This is a genomic window from Streptomyces sp. NPDC048462 (assembly GCF_043200175.1).
Classification (GTDB): Bacteria; Actinomycetota; Actinomycetes; order Streptomycetales; family Streptomycetaceae; genus Streptomyces.
The window spans coordinates 435,999-457,872 of sequence record NZ_JBICXG010000003.1 but is presented as its reverse complement, the minus strand read 5'-3'; the positions used below and the strand labels follow the sequence as shown (position 1 = coordinate 457,872).

Genomic DNA, 21,874 nt, shown 5'->3' with positions numbered 1-21,874 from the left:
CGCACGGCGCGAGCACGGTGGGATGGACTCCATGCCGAAAGCGCTTGCGCCCGTCCCCGCAGAACCGCTCACACCCTTCGACCACCTGGACCACCGCTACCGCGGTGAGAACCCGGTACGCACCCTCGGCCATCTGTTCCACCCGGACCGCGGCCGGCTGGCGCTGGCGGTCCTCGTCTTCGTCGTGAAGCACAGCCCGATCTGGCTGCTGCCGCTGATCACCGCGACCGTCCTCGACGTGGTCGTCCAGCACGGCCCGGAGTCCGGACTCTGGGAGTCCACCGGCATCCTGCTGTTCATCCTCGTCATCAACTATCCGCTCCACCAGTGGTACGTACGACTCCTCGGCGGCAGCATCCGCCGGATGGGCATCACCCTGCGCTCCGCGCTGTGCCGCCGGATGCAGCAGCTGTCCATCGGCTACCACGCCCGGGTCAGTTCGAGCGTGCTGCAGGCCAAGGTGGTCCGCGACGTGGAGTCCGTGGAACAGATGATGCAGCAGAGCGCGGACATGGGTCTCGGCGCCGTGGTGACCCTGGTCGGCGGCCTGGTCGTCATCGGCCTGCGCGTACCGGCGTTCCTGCCCGTCTTCCTCGTCGTGGTGCCGGCCGCCGGGTTCCTGGTGATGAAGCTGCGCGCACGGCTGCGCAGCCACAACGAGTCCTTCCGCCGCGAGGTGGAGCAGCTCTCCTCCCGGGTGGGCGAGATGACCACACTCATCCCCATCACCCGCGCCCACGGCCTGGAGCGGACGGCGCTGGGCCGGGTCGACGGCTCGCTGCGCCAGGTGTTCGCGGCCGGGCTCCGACTGGACACCGTGAACGGCCGCTTCGGCTCGCTGGCCTGGGTGATCCTCAACTCGCTCGGCGTGCTGTGCCTGACGGGTTCGGCCCTGGTCGCCTATCACGGGTGGATGCCGATCACCGCGGGCGACGTGGTGATGCTCAGCTCCTTCTTCACCGTACTGACCGGCTCCGTGACCACGCTGCTCGGCCTGGCCCCCGTACTCACCAAGGGCCTGGAGTCCGTGCGTTCGGCGGGCGAGGTGCTGCAGGCCCCGGACCTGGAGCAGAACGCCGGCAAGGCGCAGGTGGAGCGGGTCACCGGCCGCATCGACTTCGAGGACGTGGGATTCGCCTACGACGACGCGGCCCCGGCGGTCGACGGGTTCACCCTCTCCGCACGGCCGGGCGAGACGATCGCGCTGGTCGGCGCCTCGGGCGCGGGCAAGTCGACCGTCCTCAACCTGCTCATCGGCTTCATCCGGCCCACCTCGGGCCGCATCATGCTCGACGGGACCGACATGGCCGGGCTCGACCTGCGCAGCTACCGGCGCTTCCTGTCGGTGGTGCCGCAGGAGTCGATCCTGTTCGAGGGGAGCATCCGCGACAACGTGACGTACGGGATGGGCGACACGGACGAGGCCACGCTGACGCGCGCCCTGGAGGACGCCAACGCGCTGGAGTTCGTACGGGATCTGCCGCTCGGTCTGGACACGGTCGTCGGCCAGCGCGGCGCACGGCTCTCGGGCGGGCAGCGGCAGCGGCTCGCGATCGCCAGGGCGCTGATCCGCGATCCCCGGGTGCTGGTGCTCGACGAGGCCACCTCCGCACTCGACAACCACTCGGAGGCCCTCGTCCAGGAGGCCCTGTCCCGTCTGGTGAACGGCCGGACCGTCTTCGTCGTCGCCCACCGTCTCTCGACGATCCGGGACGCGGACCGCATCGTGGCGATGGAGGGCGGCCGGATCGCGGAGGTGGGCTCGCACCACGAGCTGCTGGACAGGGGCGGCGTGTACGCGGGGCTCCAGCCGGCTCGCCCGTGACGCACCGTCCATGACGCGCCGGCCGGTCCCGTGACACCGTGCCGCGGGCACGGCGGGAACCGGCCGGGCGCGGCGCGACGACCCCGGTGGCCCGGGAGGTCCACGGACCTCCCGGGCCACCGGTGCGCGGTCAGGGGCGTACGGTGCAGAGCGCCAGCAGGCACAGGTTGAAGCCCTGCGTATTGCTCGGCCCCGCGTTGCCGCCCCCGGCGGAGTCCCCGACCGAACAGCGCGCCAGCAGGCAGAGGTTGCCGCCCTGTACACCGCGGTAGGCAAGCGGCGTCCAGGCAGGCTGTGCCGCCCGTATGGAACCGTCGCCCGGGGCCGTCCGCCCGTGTGCGCCCGCCGCTCCAGCTCCGGCCGCCGACGTGATCACCAAAACTCCCGCGGCTGCCAGGGCCGCACACCAACGCGGAACTGCTGTGGGGATATTCATGGACGCTCCAGAGATCTCGTGAGCAGTCGACCTTCGACGTGGGCGATTCGAAGCTGCGGGGCTCCCGGCTTGCCCGGTGGCTCGAATTCATTACTCATTCGACTGATACGCACTTGTGAAGCGCAAAGCACAGCCCACGGCCTTGTGTCACGCGTCACACCACCAATCCAACACGTATGTGACTTCGAACGACTGTTGTGACAGCCCAATTGGGGCGACGGTGGCATTCCGGAGGTGTGCGGCGCTGTGCTGGTGCGTCAGAGACTTGGTTCACAGCAGCGATGCGTGAACGTGCGCCGGCGCGCGCCGAGGGCGCAGGCGATGAGATAGCCGCCCGCCGCGGAACCACCCGCCCGTACGGGGCTGCCCCGTCCTCATTCCGTCCTGCCCCGGCGCTCCGCCGCGAGCCGTCCCGCTCCGCAGGCCTTCCACAGAGGTGAGAACGCGTGACCGACGCACCGCACAACACGACTTCGCACGATGACCTTCCGCTGACCTCGGCTCAGCGTGGCATCTGGTTCGCGCAACGCATCGACGCGGACAGCGCGGCGTACAACGTGGCCGAGTACGCCGATGTCCGGGGGCCGCTGGACCCGGTCGTCCTGCGGGCCGCGGTCAGTCGGGTGGCGGACGGGAACGAAGCGCTGCGGGTGACCTTCGGAGAGCGTGACGGCATCCCCTTCCAACGCGTCCACCGCCCCGGCGCCACGGGCCGGCCCCCGCTCGACGTCCCGCTGATCGACCTCTCCGGCCACCAGGACCCCCACGGTGAGGCGTTGCGGCGGATGGAGGCGGCGCTGCGGCAGCCCGCGGACGTCACGGCCGGCCCGCTGGTGCGGCTGACCCTCTACCGCCTCACGGACACGCGTCACCTCTTCCACCAGCAGGTGCACCACCTCGCGCTCGACGGCTACGGCGCCGCCCTGGCCCTGGCCCGTATCGCGGAGGCGTACACCTCGGCGGCCACGCCCGCCGAGGGCGAGCCGTCGCCCGTGACCCGCGGCGCGCTCATGGGTCTGACAGACGAGGAACACGCCTACACCGCGTCCGGTCAGCACGCCGCCGACCGCGAGTTCTGGACGCGCTACCTGTCGGGCTCCCCAACCCCCGTCAGGCCGGACGCCGACCGGTCCGCGTCCGGACGCGGGTCGCTGCGCGTGCGCGCGGAGGTGCTGCCCGAACGGGCGGCGCGGCTGCGGGCGGCGGCGAGGGAGTCGGGGGTGGGGTGGCCGACGTTCTTCATGACCGCGCTGGCCGTCTATCTGCACCGCAGCCAGGGCGTGGGCGAAGCCGTCATCGGTCTGCCGGTCACCGCCCGGCGCACCCCACTGGCCCGTGCCACGCCGGCCATGCTCAGCTCCATCCTGCCGTTGCGGCTGGCGCTCGCCCCCTCCGACCGGGTGGCCGACGTGGCGAGGCGCGCGTCGGCGGAGGCCCGCAAGGTGCTGCGGCATCAGCGCTACGCCACGGAGGAGCTCCGGCGCGATCTCGGGATCGCGGGTACGGACGTGCCGTTGAGCGGTCCCTCGGTCAACATCCTTGCCTTCGACGACAGCCTCAGCTTCGGCCCGCACCGGGCCACCCTGCACAACCTGTCCATCGGGCCGGTGGATGACCTGGCCGTCGCCGTGCACGCCTCGTACGCGGACGGCGGTCTCCACATCGACCTGCACGGCAACTCCGCCAGGTACAGCCGCGAGCAACTGGCGGGGCATCACCGTCGGCTGTGCCGGCTGATCGAGGACTTCGCCGACGACCCGTCCCGCACGATCGGCTCGCTGAACTTCCTCAGCGACGCCGAGCGCCGTCTGGTGCCCGGTCTCGCCGCGCCGCACCGCGCCGCTCCGGACGGAGCCGGTGCCGCGCAGGTCACCCTGCCCGAACAGCTCGCCCGGCAGGCCCTGATCACCCCGGACGCGACCGCGGTCGTCTCCGGCCGTGCCCGGCTGACCTTCGCGGAGCTGGACGGCCGGGTCGACGCCCTCGCCGCGGTGCTGGCCGCCGCCGGGGCGCGGCCCGGCGCGCGGATCGCCGTCGGCCTGCCCCGTTCCACGGAACTCGTCGTGGCGATGCTGGCGGTGATGCGCGCGGGAGCCGCCTACCTGCCGCTCGACCCCTCGTACCCGGCCGAACGCCTCGCCTTCATGATCGAGGACTCGGCACCGGCCGCGCTGATCGCCAACTCGGAGTCCGCGCACCTCATCGATCCCGCACGGGCGCTGCCGCTGGTGGATCCGGCCCTGGTCCGGCAGGAGCCCGATGTGAGCACGCCGGTCGGCCCGGGGCGCCGGGACGCCGCCTACGTCATCTACACCTCGGGTTCCACCGGGCGTCCCAAGGGTGTCGTCGTCGAGCACCGCTCGCTCAGCAATCTCCTCGAACACCACCGGCAGGAGTCCCACGCGCTGGCTGAGGAGACCTACGGGCGCGGGCTGCGGGTCGCCCTGACGGCGGCCACCTCCTTCGACGCCTCCTGGGACCCGGTCCTGTGGATGGCGGCGGGCCACGAGCTGCACATCGTCGGCGACGACGTCCGGCGCGACCCCCAGGCGCTGGTGGACCACCTCGTCCGGGAGCGCATCGACGCCATCGAGACGACACCCACCTATCTGCGCCAGATGCTCACCGCCGGCCTGCTCACCGCCCCGGCCCACCGGCCCCGCGTCATCGCCCTGGGCGGTGAACCCGTCGACGAGGCCCTGTGGAGGGAGCTCTCCGAGCGCGACGACCTCCTCGTCTTCAACTTCTACGGACCGACCGAGGCCACCGTCAACGCGGTGACGACCCGGATCGCCGGCCCGACCCCGGTCATCGGACGGCCGGTCTCCGGCGCCCGCGCCTACGTGCTCGATCCCTCGCTCCACCCGGTGCCGCGCGGCGGCACCGGTGAGCTGTACCTGTCCGGCGAGGGCGTGGCCCGCGGGTACTCGGGACGGCCCGGACTCACCGCCGAGCGCTTCCTGCCGGACCCGTTCGGGCCGTCGGGCGACCGGATGTACCGCACCGGGGACCTCGTGCGCTGGGGCGAGGACGGAATGCTGGAGTTCCTCGGCCGCAGCGACGGCCAGATCAAGATCCGCGGCCACCGCGTGGAGACCGGCGAGATCGAGGCGGCCCTGCGGGAGCTGCCCGGTGTGAGCGGGGCCGCGGTGACGCCGGTGGCGGTGCGGGAGGGCGAGGGTCGGCTCGCCGCCTATCTGGTGCCCGCCGGTGGCGGCGGTGCCGCCCTCGACCTAGAAGCCGTGCGCGACGCCCTGGCGCGGGTGCTTCCCGGTCACATGGTGCCGTCCGCCTACGCGACGGTGGAGCGGCTGCCGCTGACTCCCAACGGCAAGCTGGACCCGGGCCGGCTGCCCCCGGCCCGTCCCGTGGGGGTGCGGGGCGGCGCGCCGCGCACGGCGGAGGAGCAGCGGATGTGCGCCGCGTTCGCCGAGTGCCTCGGCCTGCCGGAGGTGGGCCGGGACGACGGTTTCTTCCTGCTCGGCGGCCATTCGCTGCTGGCGACCCGTCTGGTGGGGCTGATCCGGGCGGAGTTCGGCGTCGAGCTGCCGATCCGGGCCCTGTTCGAGGCGCCCACCCCGGCCGGGCTCGTCGCGCTGCTGGACTCCGCCCCGCCCGCACGCCCGGCGGTTGGCGCGGCGCTGCCCCGCCCGGAGCGGCTGCCCGCCTCGTTCGGCCAGCAGCGCCTGTGGGTGACGGAGGCGATGGGCGACGCCGGCACCGCGTACCACATGCCGCTCGCCCTGCGGCTGTCGGGCACGCTGGACCGGGGCGCCCTGTCCGCGGCGCTCGATGACGTCGTCGCCCGGCACGAGAGCCTGCGTACGGTCTTCTCGGAGGATCCCGAAGGGGTCCGCCAGCGGGTACTCGCACCGCCCGCCGCCGGTTCCCTCCTGGTGGTGCGGGAGCCTTGCGAGGCGCGGGACGTACGGCCCGACCCCGCTCCCTTCGCGCTGGACCGGGAACTCCCGCTGCGCGCGGAGCTGTTCCCCACCGGCACCGATGAGCACGTGCTGGTGCTGGTCCTCCATCACATCGCCGCCGACGGCTGGTCGCTCGGCCCGCTGCTGCGGGACCTCTCCGCGGCCTGCACGGCCCGTGCCTCGGGCGGTGCGCCCCGCTGGGAGCCGATGCCGGTGCAGTACGCCGACTACGCCCTGTGGCAGCGGTCCCTGCTCGGGGATTCCCGGCAGCCCGACAGCGTGGCGGGACGCCAGCTCGCGCACTGGAGCGCGGCGCTGCAGGGCCTGGCCGAGCAGTCCGGATTCCCCGCGGACCGGGCACGTCCGGCCAGGTCGTCGGGGCGTGGCGGGCGCGTCCCGGTCGTCGTGGGCCCGGCCGCGCACCGTGCGCTCGTCGGTATGGCCGCCGACAGCGGGGCCAGCGCCTTCATGGTGCTGCACGCCGCGCTCGCGGCCCTGATGACCAGGCTGGGCGCGGGCGATGACATCGCGATCGGGACCCCGGTGGCGGGCCGCACCGACGAGAGCCTCGCCGAGCTGATCGGGTTCTTCGTCAACACCCTGGTGCTCCGGGCCGACACCTCCGGAGCGCCGAGCTTCCGGGAGCTCGTGGCGCGGGTGAAGCGGACCGACCTCGCGGCCTACGCGCATCAGGACCTGCCGTTCGAGCGCGTCGTGGAGGCGCTGGCGCCGGAACGTTCTGCCTCCCGCCACCCGCTCTTCCAGGTCATGTTCAGCCTCAACAACACTCCCGTCCCCCGCCCCCTGCTGCCCGGCCTCACGGTCAGCCACGAGACCTCGGTACGAGGCACCGGGGCCAAGTTCGATCTCACCTGGGACCTCGCCGAGCGCTTCGACGGCGCGGGCGCGCCCGCCGGGATCGAGGGGGAACTGGAGTTCAGTCACGACCTCTTCGACCCCACCACGGCCGCGCGGTTCGCCGAGCACTTCTCCCGGCTGCTCACCGCGCTGCTCGCGCGTCCCGACCTGGCCGCCGACGACGTCTGCTTCCTCACCCCCGGCCAGCGCGCCGAGGCGCTCGACGAACTGCCGCGGCAAGCGCACACCCGCCCGTCGGCGGGGTCTTCTGCCGCCGGCACGCACCCCGCCCAGGACTGGACAGTGCTGGACGTCCTCACCACGCGTGCCGCCCTGCAGCCCGGCCGCACCGCCGTGGTCGCGTCCGACGGGCGGCTCACCTTCGGTGAACTATTGGCCGGCGCCGAGCACCTCGCGCGGCGCATCCGGCAGGCGGGGGCCGGCCACGGCGACCGGGTGGCCGTCGCCCTGCCCCGTACCGGCGCTCACATCGTGGCGCTCCTGGCCGTCCTCAGGGCCGGGGCCGTGTACGTACCGCTGGACCTCACCCACCCGGCGGCCCGCAACCAGCTGATCCTCGACAGCGCGGCGCCCCGGCTGCTGCTCACCACGGCCGGTACGGACAGCGCCCTGCCCGCGGCGACGCCCCGGTTGTTCCTGGACGGGCCGGTTTTCGGGGACGCCCGCGAGGACCCGCTGCCGCCCGCGCCACGGGCGGGGGACGCCGCGTACGTGCTGCACACCTCGGGGTCCACCGGGCTGCCCAAGGGCGTCACGGTGGAGCACGGCGCCCTGGCCAATCTGTACGCGAGCCACCGCGAGCGGCTCATGGAACCGGCGGAGGCCTTCAACGACGGCCGTCCGCTGCGCGTCGCGCTGACGGCGGCCATGACCTTCGACGCCTCCTGGGACCCGCTGCTCTGGATGATCGCCGGTCACGAACTCCACCTGGTGGACGACATCACCCGGCGCGATCCCGAGGCGCTCGCCGCGCTGGTCCACGACCGCGCGGTCGACGTCGTCGAGACCACCCCGTCCTTCCTCGGAGAGCTGGCGGCGAACGGCCTGTTCGCCCCCGGCAGACGCCGCCCCCACGTGGTGGCGCTCGGCGGCGAGGCCCTGGACGAGCGGCTCTGGCAGAAGCTGGCCGCGCTCCGCGACATCACCGTGTGGAATCTCTACGGGCCCACCGAGACCACCGTCGACAGCGTGATGGGACGGGTCGCCCCCGGCACCCGCCCGCACCTGGGAAGTCCGGTCGCGGGCAGCCGTGCCCGGGTACTGGACGCACGGCTGCGTCCGGTCGCTCCGGGGACGACGGGAGAGCTCTACGTGTCCGGGGCCGGCCTGGCCCGCGGCTACGAGAACCTGCCGGCCGCCACCGCGTCCCGTTTCGTCCCCGACCCGTACGGCGCTCCCGGCTCCCGCATGTACCGCACCGGTGACCTCGTGCGCCGGCGCGACGGGCTCCTGGTCTTCGTGGGGCGGGCCGACGGCCAGGTCAAGGTCCGGGGCTTCCGGGTGGAGACCGGCGAGGTCGAGAGCGTGCTGAGCGGTCATCCGGATGTGGAGCGGTGCGCGGTCGCCACGAGCCCGGGTGCCGACGGCGGCGGGCGGCTGGACTGCTGGGTCGTCCCCAGGGACGGCAGCCGTCCCTCGGCCCGGGAGCTGCGCGCCTTCCTGGCGGAACGGCTGCCCACGTACATGGTGCCGGCGACCGTGGCCCACCTCGGCTCGATGCCCCTCACCCCGCACGGCAAGGTGGACTTCCGGGCCCTGCCCAGGGACGGGGAGGCCCCGGCCCGCCGGGACGCGGCAGCGGTGGCGGCGGAGCTGCCGCGGTCGCCGCGCGAGGAGATCCTGTGCGCCCTGTTCGCGGAGTGCCTGGGCCACGAACACGTCGGCAGGGGCGAGGACTTCTTCGAGCTGGGCGGCCACTCGCTGCTTGCCACCCGTCTCGTCGGCCGCATCCGGGCCGCCTTCGGGGTGGAGCTCCCGCTGCGGGCGCTCTTCGAGTCGACGACCCCGGCGGCGCTCGCCGAACGCCTGGACGGGGCGGGCGGGGCAGCACGGCCCGCACTGCGACCGGCGGCGCGTCCTGCCCGGCCCGCACTGTCTCCGGCGCAGCAACGGCTCTGGTTCCTGCACCAGTTGGACCCGGAGAGCGCCTCGTACCACATCGCTTTCGCGGTGGATCTGGACGGCGTCCTGGACCGGTCGGCGCTGCACCTGGCGGTGACGGACCTGGTGGCCCGGCACGAGAGCCTGCGGACCCTCATCGGCACGCACGAGGGCGAACCCTTCCAGGCCGTGCTCGCCCCCGCCGACGCCCGGCCCGCCATGCCGGTCCGGACGGTGGCGGAGGAGGACCTCAGGACGGTGCTGCGCGAGGCGGCGGGGCGGCCGTTCGACCCGGTGTGCGAGATCCCGCTGCGCGCGGAGCTGTTCCGGACCTCGGGCGAGCGGCACACCCTGCTCCTGGTCGTGCATCACATCGCGGCCGACGGATGGTCGATGGGGCCGCTGGCCCGGGACCTGGCCGAGGCCTACGCGGCCCGGACGGCCGGACGCTCGCCCGGCCGGGCACCGCTGCCGGTGCAGTACACGGACTACGCGCTGTGGCAGCGCGACCTGCTGGGGGACACCGATTCCCCCGGCTCACCGCTCTCCACCCAACTCGCCTACTGGAAGGCGGAGCTGGCGGGCGCCCCGGAGGAGACGCCGCTGCCCTCGGACCGTCCCCGGCCGGTCGTGCCCAGCGGCCGGGGCGGTTCCGTGGCCTTCCGGGTGCCCGGGGCGACCGCAGCGGGCCTCAGGCGGCTGGCCGCGAAGTCGGCCTCCAGCACCTTCATGGTGCTGCACGCCGCGCTGGCCGCCGTGCTGCACCGGGCCGGCTCCGGCGACGACATCACCATCGGCACCCCGGTGGCGGGCCGGACGGACGAGGCGCTGGAGCCGCTGGTGGGGTTCTTCGTGAACACCCTGGCGCTGCGCGCCGACGTGAGCGGCGACCCGGCCTTCGTCGAACTGCTGGCGCGGGTGCGGGACACCGATCTCGCCGCCTACACCCACCAGGACCTCCCGTTCGAGCGCCTGGTGGAGGAGGTGCGGCCGACGCGTTCGCTCAGCCGCCATCCGCTGTTCCAGGTGATGCTCACCCTGAACAACACCCGCCCGCCCCGGGCGGAGCTGCCGGGACTGCGTACGCGGGTCCATGAGGTCGAGACGGCCGGGGCCAAGTTCGACCTGTCGTTCAGTTTCACGGAGCGCCGGGGCGCCGACGGCGAGGACGCGTACCTGGACGGCACGCTGGAGTTCGGCCGGGACCTCTTCGACACCGCCACCGCTCACCGGATCACCGAATGGTTCCTCGCTCTGACGGCGCACGCGGTCGACGCGCCGGACACCCGGGTGAGCGATCTGGCCCTGCTGCCCCCGTCCGAGCAGTCCCGGCTGCTCGCCCTCGGCGACGGCAGCGGCGCGAGCGAGGCGATGACCGTCCTGCACCGGTTCGCCCAGTCCGTCGCCGCTCGCCGCGACGACATCGCGGTGAGCGCCCCGGACGGCGCGGCGAGCTTCGCGGGGCTCGACGCCCGCTCGGATCACATAGCCGCCCTGCTGCGCGCCGAGGGTGTCCGTCCGGGTGCGTGCGTCGCGGTGCTGCTGCCCCGGTCCGTCGACTCCGTCGCCGCGCTGCTCGGGGTGCTGAAGGCGGGCGCGGTCTACGCACCGCTCGACCCGAGCCTCCCGGACGGGCGGATCGAGGCGGTGCTGGAGGACGCCCGGCCCGCGCTGGTCGTCGTCGCCGGAGCGACCGGGCACCGCATGCCCGGACCGTGGCGCCCGCTGCTGCTCGACGGAGCGGAGCCGGAACCGGCCACGGGCACTCCCCCGCCCACGGCCCGACCGGCCCCCGGCGACGGCGCGTACCTGATCCACACCTCGGGGTCCACCGGCCGCCCCAAGGGCGTACGTGTGGGACACGGTTCGCTGGCCCGGCTGCTGGACCACCACCGCCACCAGGTCTTCGCACCCGCCGTCCGGGCACGCGGCGGACGCCGGCTGCGGGTCGCGCTGACCGCAGCCCTGTCCTTCGACGCGTCGTTCGATCCCCTGCTGTGGATGATCGACGGTCATGAGCTCCACCTGCTGGACGACGGCACCCGGCGCGACTCCGAGGCCCTGGTGGACGTCGTGCGCTCCCGGGAACTCGACGTGCTGGAGTCGACTCCCACCCATGTCGGCCACCTTCTCGAGGCGGGACTGCTCGCGGCCGGAACGGAGCATCGTCCGACGGTCCTGATCCTCGGCGGCGAAGCCGTCCCGGCCGCGCTGTGGACGACGCTGCACGGCATTCCCGACGTGCAGAGCTGGAACTTCTACGGTCCGACGGAAGCCACCGTCGACACGCTGGTCGCCCGGATCTCCGACACCGTGCGCCCGGTGCTCGGCGGACCCGTGGCCGGCACCCGGGTCGCGCTGCTCGACGAACGACTGCGCCCGGTGCCGCTGGGGGTGCCCGGGGACCTGTACCTCTCGGGACAGAGCCTCGCGCACGGCTACCACAACAGGCAGGCCGAGACCGCCCGCAGCTTCGTTCCGGACCCGTACGGCCCCGCGTCCAGCCGGATGTACCGCACGGGCGACCGGGCCGTGCGCGCGCCGGACGGCTCCCTGCTCTTCACCGGCCGCAGCGACGGACAGATCAAGGTGCGCGGCTTCCGGGTCGAACCCGACGAGGCTGCGACGGTGCTGACCGCCCATCCCGAGGTCGTGGCGGCGGCCGTCGTCGCCCACCAGGACGGCGCGGCGGGGGCCCGGCTCGACGCCCACGTCGTCCTGACCCCGTTGCCGGACGGCGACCGGAGCCCGGCGGACCCCGAACGGCTGGCGGCGCTGCGGGAGTACGCGGCCGGGCACCTGCCCGGCTACATGGTCCCGTCCGGCTGGCAGGCCCTGGACCGGCTCCCGCTCACCCCGAACGGGAAGCTGGACCGTGACGCGCTGACCCGCCCGGTGCCCCTCGGTGTGACGGACGCCGCCGGACGCAGCCCCCGCAACCCTCGCGAGGACGTCCTGTGCACCCTGTTCGCCGAGGTGCTGGGCGTCGAACGCGTCCTGATCGACGACGACTTCTTCGCGCTGGGCGGCCACTCGCTGCTCGCGACACGGCTGGCCGGACGCGTCCGGGCCGCCCTCGGCGTCGAGCTGAGCATCCGCAGCCTGTTCGAGGCGCCGACGGTGGCCCGGCTCGCGGAACGGCTGCTCGACGGGGCGCAGGACAGTGCGCTAGCGACACTCCTGCCGCTGCGGACCACGGGCAGCCGGCCCCCGCTGTTCTGCGTGCACCCGGCGGGCGGACTCGCCTGGTCCTACGCCGGCCTGCTGCCCCATCTGGATCCCGGCCAGCCGGTGTACGGGCTGCAGACGCCGAACCTGGACGGCGGCGCGCCGTTCCCGGACAGCATCGAGGCGATGGCCGCCGTCTACGTACGCGAGCTGCGCACCGTCCAGCCGGCCGGGCCCTACCACCTGATGGGCTGGTCCTTCGGCGGCAACGTGGTGCAGGAGGTCGCCGTCCAGCTCCAGGAGGCCGGGGAGCGGGTGGCGCTCCTCGCCATTCTCGACGCCTTCCCGCTCGCCCCGCTGGACGACCTCGACAACGCGGACCGGGACACCGTGTTCCGGGCGCTGCTGTCCAACATGGGAGTGGGCGAGGAGGGCCTCGGCCGGGAGGGCGCGGTCGAGGCGAGCGCCGTCCGCGAGGAGTTCCGTCGCAGCGGGAGCCCGCTCGGCTCGCTGGAACCCGCCACGATCGACGCGATGGTGGACAACTTCGCCGGCCAGGCCCGGCTGATGCGGAAGTACACACCGAGGCGCTTCGAGGGCCCTGCCCTCTTCTTCACCGCCACCGAGGGCCGGCCCGCCGGCACCTTCGGACTCGAACTCTGGGCGCCGTACATCAGCGGCCCGGTCGAGAACCACGACGTGGCGTGCGCGCACGCCCAGATGATGCAGCCCGACGCCCGTGCGCGGATCGGGACCACGCTGGCCGCCGCACTCGGCGCCGGCCACGACACCACACAGGGAGAGACCCGATGACCAACCCCTTCGACGACCCGCAGACCCAGCACCGTGTCCTGGTCAACGACGAGGACCAGCACGCCCTGTGGCCCTCCTTCGCGGAGATTCCCGCCGGGTGGCAGGCCGTGTACGGGCCCGCCGACCACACCGCGTGCCTGGACTACGTCGAGGTGCACTGGACGGACCTGACCCCCAGGAGCGCCCGCGTCGCCATGGCCTGACCGGCCCGATCACCGCGACCCACCACGAAAGGGAACCATGACGGAGCGGCGGAACCAGCCGGCGATACGTGCCGAGGGCCTCACCAAGAGGTACGGCGACAGACACGCCCTGGCCGGGGTGGACCTGGAAGCGGCGCCCGGCACCGTACTGGGTGTTCTCGGACCCAACGGGGCCGGCAAGACCACGGCGGTACGCATCCTCTCCACCCTGCTCCGGCCGGACAGCGGAGAGGCCTGGGTGGCGGGGCACGACATCCGCAAGGACCCGGAGGGCGTCCGGAAGAACCTGGGCCTCTCGGGCCAGTACGCGGCGGTCGACGAGAAGCTGACAGGGCGGGAGAACCTGTACCTCGTCGCGCGTCTGTACGGAATGGGCCGGCACGCCGCCCGGCGCAGGGCCGGTCAGCTGCTGGAGAGCTTCCACCTCGAAGAGGCCGCCGACCGGCCGAGCGGTGGGTATTCGGGCGGCATGCGCAGGAGGCTGGACCTGGCGGGCGCGCTCGTCGCCCGGCCGGTCGTCGTCGTCCTGGACGAGCCGACCACCGGGCTGGACCCGAGGGGCCGTGCCGACACCTGGCGCTCGATCCAGGAACTGGTCGCCGGCGGCACCACGGTGCTGCTGACCACGCAGTACCTGGAGGAGGCCGACCAACTGGCGGACACCATCGTCGTCATCGAGCACGGCCGGGTCGTCGCACGCGGCACCGCCGCGGAGCTCAAGAGCCGGGTCGGCGGCGAGCGGCTGTCGCTGACCGTGCCCGATCCGCCTCTCAGGTCGACGGCCGCGGAGGTCCTGGCGGGCCTGGGACCGCACCTGCCGGTGCTCGAACCTCGGACGGGGCGGCTCACGGTCACCACCGAGCAGGGCGCCCTCACGCTGGAGGACGCGCTCGGGCGGCTGCGGCTGGCCGGGATCGGCGTCCGGGACGTGGAACTCGCCCCGCCCACCCTTGACGACGTGTTCATGACCCTGACCGGGCGCCCCGATCCGGCGCGCGGGCCGAGCGGGCAGCCGGTCGGTGCCTCCGGCGGCGGGGAGGCCCGACGATGACCGGGCTCAGGCGGCTGGGCCGCGACGCCTCCATCGTGGCCTGGCGCAATCTGCTCAACCTGCGCCGCACACCGGGTTCGGTGATCGCCGCCCTGGTGCAGCCGGTGATGTTCGTACTGCTTCTGGCGTACGTGTTCGGGGGCAGCCTCGGCGGAGCCGGGTACCGCACCTTCCTGATGGGCGGGATCTTCGCCCAGGCGGTCACCTTCAACGCGGCGTTCACCGCTCTGGGGCTGGCCAACGACATGGACAAGGGCATCGTGGACCGCTTCCGGGCCCTGCCCATGCCCCGGCTCGCCGTGCTGCTCGGCCGGACGCTCTCGGACCTGGTGATGAGCGCGGTGACGCTGGCGGTGACCTCGCTGTGCGGTCTGCTGGTGGGCTGGCGCGTCACCGGCTCCGTGGCCGACGCGGTCCTCGCCTACCTGCTCGTCCTGCTGTTCGCGTTCGCCATGTCCTGGGTCGGAGCGGCCATCGGTCTGCTGGCGCGGAGTGTGGAGGTCGCCCAGAGCGCGGGTCTGATCTGGCTGTTTCCCGTCACCTTCGTGTCGTCGGCCTTCGTCTCGACCCACACGATGCCCGGCCCGCTGCGCACCGTGGCCGAGTGGAATCCGGTCTCGGCCACCGCGACCGCTGTGCGCGACCTCTTCGGCAACCCGCCACCGGTGGGCATGCCGGTGAGCGAGGCATGGCCCGTCGTGCACGCGTTGCCCTACGCGCTGCTCTGTGCGGCGGTCGTCGTCGCGGTGTTCATGGCCGCCTCGCTCGCCCGCTTCCGGCGGATCACGCTCGGCTGACCTACCAGGGGCCGGCCGCCGCCCGCAGGGTCAGGAGCGCTCCGACGGCCAGCACGAGCGCGGCCGAGGCGGCCGGACCGGCCCCCGCGAACCGGGCGAACGGGGCGCGCAGACGGGCGTACTTGTCGGCCCGCGCCTCGAACCGGTCCCGCAGCCGTACCAGCAGCAGGCCCGCGAGGGTGAGTGTCGCGGCCATTCCCAGGCCGTACCCGACGACGAGCAGCACCCCGAAGGCGGTGCGCCCGAGGGCGATCGCACCGAGCAGGACGACCAGGGCGGAGGGGCTGGGGACGAGGCCTCCCGCGATCCCCATCCCGATCAGTCCGGTGCGTGAGGTTCCGGCTCGGCGCGGGGCGCCCTCCGGGGCCGGACGGGGAGCGTGGCTGTGGGTACGGTCCCTGGCCGGGGCGAGGACCGTGCCGTCCCGCTCGGCCTCGACCGGCTGCGGCCCGCGCCTCCTCGGTACCAACCGTGCCGGAGCGGGCGGGCCGGGCGGGAGCGCCGATTCAGGGGCGTGGTCGTGATGGTGCTCCTGACCGTCGCCGTGGTCGTGGCCGTGGTGATGACCGTGACCGTGGTGGTGGTGGTGGCCATGGTCGTTACCGTGACCGTGGTGGTGGCCGTGGGCCGGGCGTTTCGTCAGTGCGGCACGCAGGAGCCACAGCCCGATCCCGGTCACCATCAGCCCGCTGACGAGACCGAGCCAGGCCAGCACGGTCTCCCCCGCCAGCGACGTGGCCAGCGGCAGGGCGAGACCGAGCGCCAGCACCCCTGCGGTATGGGTGAAGGTGACGGTGACTCCGACGGTGACCGCGTCCCTCGGGGAGCCGCGGCGGCCCGCCAGGTACGCGGCCATGATCGTCTTTCCGTGGCCGGGGAGGGCCGCGTGCGAGGCGCCGAGCACGAGGGAGAGGAACAGGGCCAGAAGTCCTGCGGGAACGGTCAGTTCGCGCCGCCCCACCAGCGCGTCGAAGACTCCGGACACCCTGTCGAGCGCCGCGGTGACCGGGCCCGCCCCCGGCAGCACCGTCCGCACCGCGGCTGCGGGCCGGCCCTCGCCGGGTTCGGTGTGCAGCCGGGCCGAGCGCTGGTCCAGGGGGGTGGCCAGCGGGTCCTTGGGGTAGTGCCGGAGTTCGTCGGTGGGCGAGGTGGTGGGCAGCGTCGACCGGGTGAGCGTGACGCCGAGGCCGCGCGCGGTCATCTCCTGCCAGCCGATCCGCCGTTCGTCGTACTCCGTGCGCACGTCGACGTCCGCGGGCCCGCCCAGGTCCACGCGGGCGGCGAGGGTGCAGCTGAGCCTGCTGGTCCGCAGGCCCCCTTCGCCGGGCCGGAACTCGAACGTACTGCTCACGGTCTTCCAGCGCACCGGTGTACCGGCGATGTCCAGCCGCAGCTGCCGGGTGAGCTGCGCGCAGTCCCCGGCGGCGAAGGACCGTGTCTCGGCGGCGTCCACGGCACCGTTGTGGTCCCGGTCAACGCGCGGGCGTTCCTGTGCGGTGGCGATCTCCGCGCGGTCGACCACGATGAGCGCGTCGACGGCGTCCTTACGGAAGGTCAGCCCGGTGTGGTGGTTGACCGTGAAGTTGCCCAGCGGGTGTGCGTGCGCCGCGGTGGCGAGGCCGGCCAGGAGGACCGTGAGTGTTCCCGTGAGGGTCAGCGAGGCGAGGAGGCGCGAGGGCGTTCGGTTCATCGGACGGTTTCGATTCTGCTGAGCGCGGTGCGTGCCCGTGGGGCGTCCACCGGATGGAAGTGGGGGTCGGTGTCCAGGGCGCGACGGAGGTCGGTGCGGGCGGCCCCGGTCCGGCCGAGCGCCTGGTTGATCAGCGCCCGGTGATAGTGGAACGGTGCGCTCACGGTGCCCAGTGCGAGTGCGAGGTCGGCCTGTTCGATCGCCTCGGTGTCGCGTCCGGCCCGGTGCAGGGCCCAGGCGTACGCGTCGTGGACCGCGATGAAAGGCCGCCGGCGCAGTGCGGCGCGTCCCATCTCGACCGCGGTCCGCGCGTTGCCGTGGTCGGCCTCGAAGAGCACCGCGTCGGCGTCCGGCACCCCGCCGCTCGCCTTCCTCAGCGTCTCCTGCGCCCTGAGTACGTCGTACTGCTGCTCGGCCGCCCCGCGGTGTCCGAGCGACCGCTGGAGGTCGCCGAGCCCGAGAAGGTACTGGGGCAGGGGCGCGGCGGCGACGGCCGCGGTGAAGTCGGTGACGGCCTGCCCGGAGTGGCCGAGCGCGGTGTGGGCGCGGGCCCGTGCCTCCAGGAGGGCGGCGTCGCCCGGGAGTACGGCAAGTCCGGTGCCGGCGAGCTTCAGGGCCGTGCGCGGATCCCCGGTCTCCAGGGCGAGGGTGGCGAGGTGAGTCAGGGCGAACGCCTTGTCGGCCGGGGTGCCGGCCGCCTGGAGGGACTTGTTCATCAGGTCGCGTGCCCGCGCCGTGTCGCCGCGGAGTTCCCAGCTGTACGAGGCGCGCGCGAGGGCGCTGCTGTCGGGCCTGAGGTCGGTCATGCGCTGGACCGCCGCGTAGGAGTCCTCGTAGCGGCCGAGCTGGGTGAGCGCGTCGGCCAGGACCCCTTGGGCGGGCGCGCTGTAGGGGTTGTCGGTGGTGGCCCGCTGCGCCCAGGTCAGGGCTTCGGCGAAGTCGTGGCGGGCGGATTCGAGGGCGCCCATCCCGGTCTCCGCCGCGAAGTTGCCGGCCGGCTGGAGGGTGAGGGACTTGCGCAGGGCGGTGCGGGCCCGGTCGTAGGTGGCCGCGTCCGCCGTGCTCCGGGCCTGTTGGACGTAGGCCATGCCGAGGGAGGACCAGCCGCCGGGGTCGGCGGGCAGTTTGCGGACGTGGGCCCGCAGGGCTTCGGTGGCGTCCTTGCCGCGGGGCGCGTCCTGGCCGGCGGCGGCCGTGGGCGCGGGCGCCTGCTGGGGTGCCAGGCCCAGTGCCCCGACCGTGAACAGCGTGCCTCCCAGGGCGATGGTGACCGCGGTACTGCGCAGTCGTCGTCTGCCGGATCGAACGGGGGGCGCGGGGACTTGGTCGGTCGGGGCTGGCACTGGTTCTCCCGGTGGTGTGGGACGGGCGAGGGGAGGCGGCGGTGTCCGGACCGGCCGACCGGTCCGGACACCGGTGTGACCCGGGATCACCCCTGGATCAGGGGTGACAGGTCAGCTCGTGGCGCGGCGCCGGCGCAGGCGCAGCCCTCCGACACCCAGCAGGGCGACGCCCGCGGTGCCGATCGCGGCCGCGTTCGACGGCGTCATCGCCGACTTCCCGGCGCGGCCGGACGGGCCGCTGTTGACGCTCTTGGTGTGCGGGAGCGCCAGGTACGGGAAGCGCGTACCGAAGGGCACCTCATTGGCATCGACCTTGTCGCCGTCCGCGAGCGCGGGGACGAGCTTGCCCGTCTGGGCGGCTCCTTCGACCGCCTGGAGGGAGATGTCGATGACGTCATCGGTGAGGCGGCGGCCGTTCGGGAAGCCGGCCAGGTCCCCGGCGAGGACGCCGAGCCTGTTGGGCTTCGCGGTCGGCGGCACGGCCATGTTCAGCCGCAGCTCCTCGGCCGGGACGATCTTCTTGAGCGAGGCGTCCTTGTTCAGCCGGTGGGCGTTCAGATCGGCCTTGATCGGCCCGCAGGCCTTGCAGATGCCGGTGAGGTAGATCTCCGCGAGGTCATTGCGCGGGGCCTTCGGCGCCGGCACGCCGTACACCTTCTGGATCAGCTTCGGCAGGATCGGGTCCAGCACCTTGTCCACGACCGGCTGGACGGTGCGGTCCTGGCTGGGGTTGAGGGTGTTGAAGGCGTCCTTGTACTTGAGGGGTACGACGACCTCGTTGACGAGCGGGTTGCCGAGGCGGGAGACCTGCTTCCACCCGGTGTGGGCGCTCGCGGTCCTGGAGTCCGTGACCTGGACGCCGCGGCGCTCGGTGGTCGACCAGATCCCGACCACCGGGTTGCGGGTGGCGTTGCCCCGCAGTGCCAGGTCCTTCTTGGGGATCTGGAGTGCGACGGAGTTGACGTTGTACCCGGCGAGGGTGTCCTGACCGCGTTCGCTGAGGTTTCCGCCGTAGAGCAGGTCGAAGACGCGCAGGTCGGCGAAGAACGGGTCCTCCGCCTGGCCGGCGAACGCCTTGCCGCCGCGCGGGGCGTTGCGGACCGCCTGGGCTCGCAGGGTGGCGTAGTTCGGCATGGACGCCTTGCCGACGTTCGACGGCGCCACGGGGGCCCCGCGCAGCACCGTGGAGGTGCCGCGGGAGGTGGTCACCGTGAGGTCGTAGACCTGCCGGATGTTCAGGTCCGGGTCGTTGAGGGAGGTGACCGGACCGGTGTTGTAGAGGAACTGGCCGCCCGCGTCGCGGGTCAGGGTGCGAAAGCGCCAGGTGTAGGTGACGTCCGCGTTGCCGTCGCCGGTGTTGTCGATCTTGATGTTGTACCGGGCGTCGTCGGCGAACTGGTAGAAGTTCGGGCCGCCGTTGGGCTCCTCGAACGGGATCCAGTTGGCGGCGAGCGTCACCGTGTCGGAGCGGTCGGGGCTGGTGAAGGCGTACACGTCGGTGTTGTCCGCCCGCGGGTCACCGGCGATCAGCGGGGCCTCGCGGTGGCTGGAGGCCGCACTGATTCCGGGTGCGAGGGTGAGAACCCCGAGCCCCGTGGCCAGCGCACCGGCGCCGAGGACGAGGAGGGAGTGGTCGAGGACGCGCCGGCTGCGCGGCCTCGGAGTGGGGGACGTCAAGACTGGTCCTCTCGACAACGGATCACCGCCGCACCCCCTGGCCGGGGCGCAGGTGCGGGTACGGGGCGATACGTGGGATGGGCGGAACGGGCCGACGATCCCGTACACGGGAAGAATTCCGTGCACCTGTCGCGGGGGCTGTGCCCGCCACCGATCGTCGGGGCGACAGCGAACCACATTTCTCCGGCAAGGATTCACGTATTTCCCGGGAAGAATTCCGGCGGCGCGCCCCTCTTCGGGCATAACCGCAGATGAACGCACCACCGAGCCTCTGCCCGAACCGTGCGAATTAGACGGAGAACACGCTCCGGATGTAGGCCATAAGTGCAACCACCCGCTTATTGCGAACCATTCGCAATAAGTGTCCGCCATTTACTCGCGTCAGAAGTACGATCATTCACCCGTGCGGGCCTGCGGCGAAGTCCTTGAATCACCTCGATGCCATGGGTTTTGGGCGCATCTTCACTAATTTCGCCCGGACGGCAATCCGCGACCGGCTCGGCTACGGATCACTCAAGAACGGCCGAACAGATGTCACTCGCGGCAACTTCGGAGAGGAATTCGGACAGGGATACCTTATTGCCCGTCAACGCGTATCCGGCGATCGGTAATTCGGGTGACCGAAGGGCCGATACCGCGGTTCGGCGTTGCCTTTTTCCATGCCGCCCGGCCCATGAGTTCCGGTCCGCACATGAAATCGACGAACCCGGGAATCACCCGTCCCCGTAAACACAGGAGAAATTGGTGTCCGACGTTCATATGCTGACAGGCGCGTACGCGCTGGACGCGCTGCCGGAGCGGGAACGCACAGCGGTCGAGGCCCACTGCGCCGGATGTCCCACCTGCCTTCGCGAGTGCGAGGAGTTCCGGGCGACCGCCGCCCGGCTGGGGATGGCATCGACGACGATTCCGCCCGCGGCCCTGAAGGGGCGCGTGCTCGACATCGTCCGCGCCACGCCCCGGCAGCCGCCGTGGCGGCTGCGGATGAGCGGCCTGGGCCGGCGGCTTCGCCGTCGTGCGGCCGTGCGGCTGCGGCGCTGCACGCTCCGCTGAGCGCGCGTGTCCCGGGGCCCCGGGACACGCGGAAAAAGCCCCGCCGCGAGCCCGGACCGGGGGGCTGATTCCGGTCGGGCACGCAGCGGGGCGGCTCTGTCTGGCGTCGGGCGTGACTACTTGGGCATCAGGACCGTGTCGATGATGTAGACCGTGGCGTTGGCGGTGGGCACGTTGCCGCACACCACGCCGGCACTGTCGTTGACCTTGTAGGACTCACCGGAGCCGGAGGTGGTGAGCTTGGACTTCTGGAGGGTGTCGAAGCTGCCGTTCTCCAGCTGCTTCGGGGTGAGCTTCTGCCCGACCACGTGGTAGGTGAGGATCTTGGTGAGCGTCGCCTTGTCGCTCAGGACCTTGTCCAGGTCGGCCTTCGGGATCTTCGCGAAGGCCTCGTTGGTGGGCGCGAACACCGTGATGTTCTTGGCATTGTTGAGCGTGTCCACCAGGCCGGCCTTCTTGACCGCGGTCACCAGGGTCGACAGGTCCGGGTTGTTGGAGGCGGCCGTGGCGACCGGGTCCTTGGACATGCCGTCGAAGCTGCCCGCGCCTTCCTTCGGGACACCGGCACAGGCCGGGCCGAACGGCTTGTCCATCGAGGCGGAGTCGGCCGTGGCCGGGTCCGAGGCGTCCGGAGCGGCCGCCGCGGCACTGGACTTGCTGTCCGACGCCTTGTCGGAGCTGTCGTCCGAGCACGCGGTCAGCGCCAGCGGAAGGACGGCGGCTGCGGCGACGGCGACGGCTGCACGACGGTAGCGAAGGGCGTTCATGTTGTTCTCCTTGATGGAAATACGGGGAGGGGGACAGAAGTCGCAGCCGGCGGCTGCGTCTGCGACGGGTGCCGGGCGACAGCGGCCGGTCAGGACGGCCTGGTGCTGATCGCTCGCACGGTCGGGAAAGGTCTTGACGCGCGTCCGGT

General features: G+C 72.8%; 11 protein-coding genes. 6 read left to right on the top strand and 5 right to left on the bottom strand.

Translation table 11 applies throughout. The annotated features are described in order from the left end of the window. Positions 1 to 31: 31 nt before the first annotated feature. Positions 32 to 1,825: an ABC transporter ATP-binding protein gene (locus ACGFU6_RS08015; RefSeq protein WP_393608898.1), complete on the top strand. Its 1,794-nt coding sequence runs from the start codon at positions 32 to 34 to the stop codon at positions 1,823 to 1,825. 130 nt (positions 1,826 to 1,955) lie between these two features. Here the strand turns inward: ACGFU6_RS08015 and ACGFU6_RS08010 are convergent, their stop codons facing one another. Continuing rightward, positions 1,956 to 2,261 carry a hypothetical protein gene (locus tag ACGFU6_RS08010; protein ID WP_393608897.1) on the bottom strand — a complete coding sequence of 102 codons (306 nt, stop codon included), beginning with the start codon at positions 2,259 to 2,261 and terminating at the stop codon, positions 1,956 to 1,958. Positions 2,262 to 2,707: 446 nt separating this feature from the next. Here ACGFU6_RS08010 and ACGFU6_RS08005 point away from each other — a divergent pair, with 446 nt between their 5' ends. The 4 genes from ACGFU6_RS08005 to ACGFU6_RS07990 are packed head-to-tail and all read left to right on the top strand — an operon-like array spanning position 2,708 to position 15,195. Continuing rightward, complete coding sequence (locus tag ACGFU6_RS08005) at positions 2,708 to 13,144, top strand: amino acid adenylation domain-containing protein (RefSeq protein WP_393608896.1); 10,437 nt, start codon at positions 2,708 to 2,710, stop codon at positions 13,142 to 13,144. Continuing rightward, positions 13,141 to 13,347 (top strand): MbtH family protein, encoded by a 207-nt coding sequence (locus tag ACGFU6_RS08000; RefSeq protein ID WP_393608895.1) that lies wholly within the window; start codon positions 13,141 to 13,143, stop codon positions 13,345 to 13,347. The genes ACGFU6_RS08005 and ACGFU6_RS08000 overlap by 4 nt, the downstream gene beginning before the upstream one ends. Before the next feature lie 37 nt (positions 13,348 to 13,384). Next, complete coding sequence (locus ACGFU6_RS07995; protein WP_393608893.1) at positions 13,385 to 14,398, top strand: ATP-binding cassette domain-containing protein; 1,014 nt, start codon at positions 13,385 to 13,387, stop codon at positions 14,396 to 14,398. Then, a complete protein-coding gene (locus ACGFU6_RS07990) occupies positions 14,395 to 15,195 on the top strand; it encodes an ABC transporter permease (RefSeq protein ID WP_393608891.1) in 801 nt (266 codons plus the stop codon). Before ACGFU6_RS07995 ends, ACGFU6_RS07990 begins: the two co-directional genes overlap by 4 nt. A 1-nt stretch (position 15,196) precedes the next feature. On the opposite strand, the gene ACGFU6_RS07985 is transcribed toward ACGFU6_RS07990, so the two are convergent. From ACGFU6_RS07985 to ACGFU6_RS07975, 3 genes are all read right to left on the bottom strand, one after another. Further along, positions 15,197 to 16,885, bottom strand: a complete 1,689-nt coding sequence (locus ACGFU6_RS07985; protein ID WP_393608889.1) for a nickel transporter — start codon at positions 16,883 to 16,885, stop codon at positions 15,197 to 15,199. After that, entirely contained in the window at positions 16,882 to 18,228 is a 1,347-nt protein-coding gene (locus ACGFU6_RS07980; RefSeq protein ID WP_393608888.1) for a tetratricopeptide repeat protein, read from the bottom strand. The genes ACGFU6_RS07985 and ACGFU6_RS07980 overlap by 4 nt, the downstream gene beginning before the upstream one ends. A gap of 111 nt (positions 18,229 to 18,339) precedes the next feature. Continuing rightward, positions 18,340 to 19,905 carry a DUF4331 domain-containing protein gene (locus ACGFU6_RS07975; RefSeq protein ID WP_393608886.1) on the bottom strand — a complete coding sequence of 522 codons (1,566 nt, stop codon included), beginning with the start codon at positions 19,903 to 19,905 and terminating at the stop codon, positions 18,340 to 18,342. A 744-nt stretch (positions 19,906 to 20,649) separates the two neighbouring features. Here ACGFU6_RS07975 and ACGFU6_RS07970 point away from each other — a divergent pair. Continuing rightward, a complete protein-coding gene (locus ACGFU6_RS07970; protein ID WP_393608884.1) occupies positions 20,650 to 20,958 on the top strand; it encodes a zf-HC2 domain-containing protein in 309 nt (102 codons plus the stop codon). A gap of 116 nt (positions 20,959 to 21,074) precedes the next feature. Here the strand turns inward: ACGFU6_RS07970 and ACGFU6_RS07965 are convergent, their stop codons facing one another. Continuing rightward, positions 21,075 to 21,725, bottom strand: coding sequence for a fasciclin domain-containing protein (locus ACGFU6_RS07965; RefSeq protein WP_393608883.1), 651 nt, complete (start codon positions 21,723 to 21,725; stop codon positions 21,075 to 21,077). Positions 21,726 to 21,874 lie beyond the last annotated feature (149 nt).

Excerpts from the sequence above, each read along its gene's own strand:
- ACGFU6_RS08015 (WP_393608898.1), top strand. The coding sequence starts at position 32 with ATGCCGAAAGCGCTTGCGCCCGTCCCCGCAGAACCGCTCACACCCTTC.
- ACGFU6_RS08010 (WP_393608897.1), bottom strand. The coding sequence starts at position 2,261 with ATGAATATCCCCACAGCAGTTCCGCGTTGGTGTGCGGCCCTGGCAGCC.
- ACGFU6_RS08000 (WP_393608895.1), top strand. The coding sequence starts at position 13,141 with ATGACCAACCCCTTCGACGACCCGCAGACCCAGCACCGTGTCCTGGTC.
- ACGFU6_RS07995 (WP_393608893.1), top strand. The coding sequence starts at position 13,385 with ATGACGGAGCGGCGGAACCAGCCGGCGATACGTGCCGAGGGCCTCACC.
- ACGFU6_RS07990 (WP_393608891.1), top strand. The coding sequence starts at position 14,395 with ATGACCGGGCTCAGGCGGCTGGGCCGCGACGCCTCCATCGTGGCCTGG.
- ACGFU6_RS07985 (WP_393608889.1), bottom strand. The coding sequence starts at position 16,885 with ATGAACCGAACGCCCTCGCGCCTCCTCGCCTCGCTGACCCTCACGGGA.
- ACGFU6_RS07965 (WP_393608883.1), bottom strand. The coding sequence starts at position 21,725 with ATGAACGCCCTTCGCTACCGTCGTGCAGCCGTCGCCGTCGCCGCAGCC.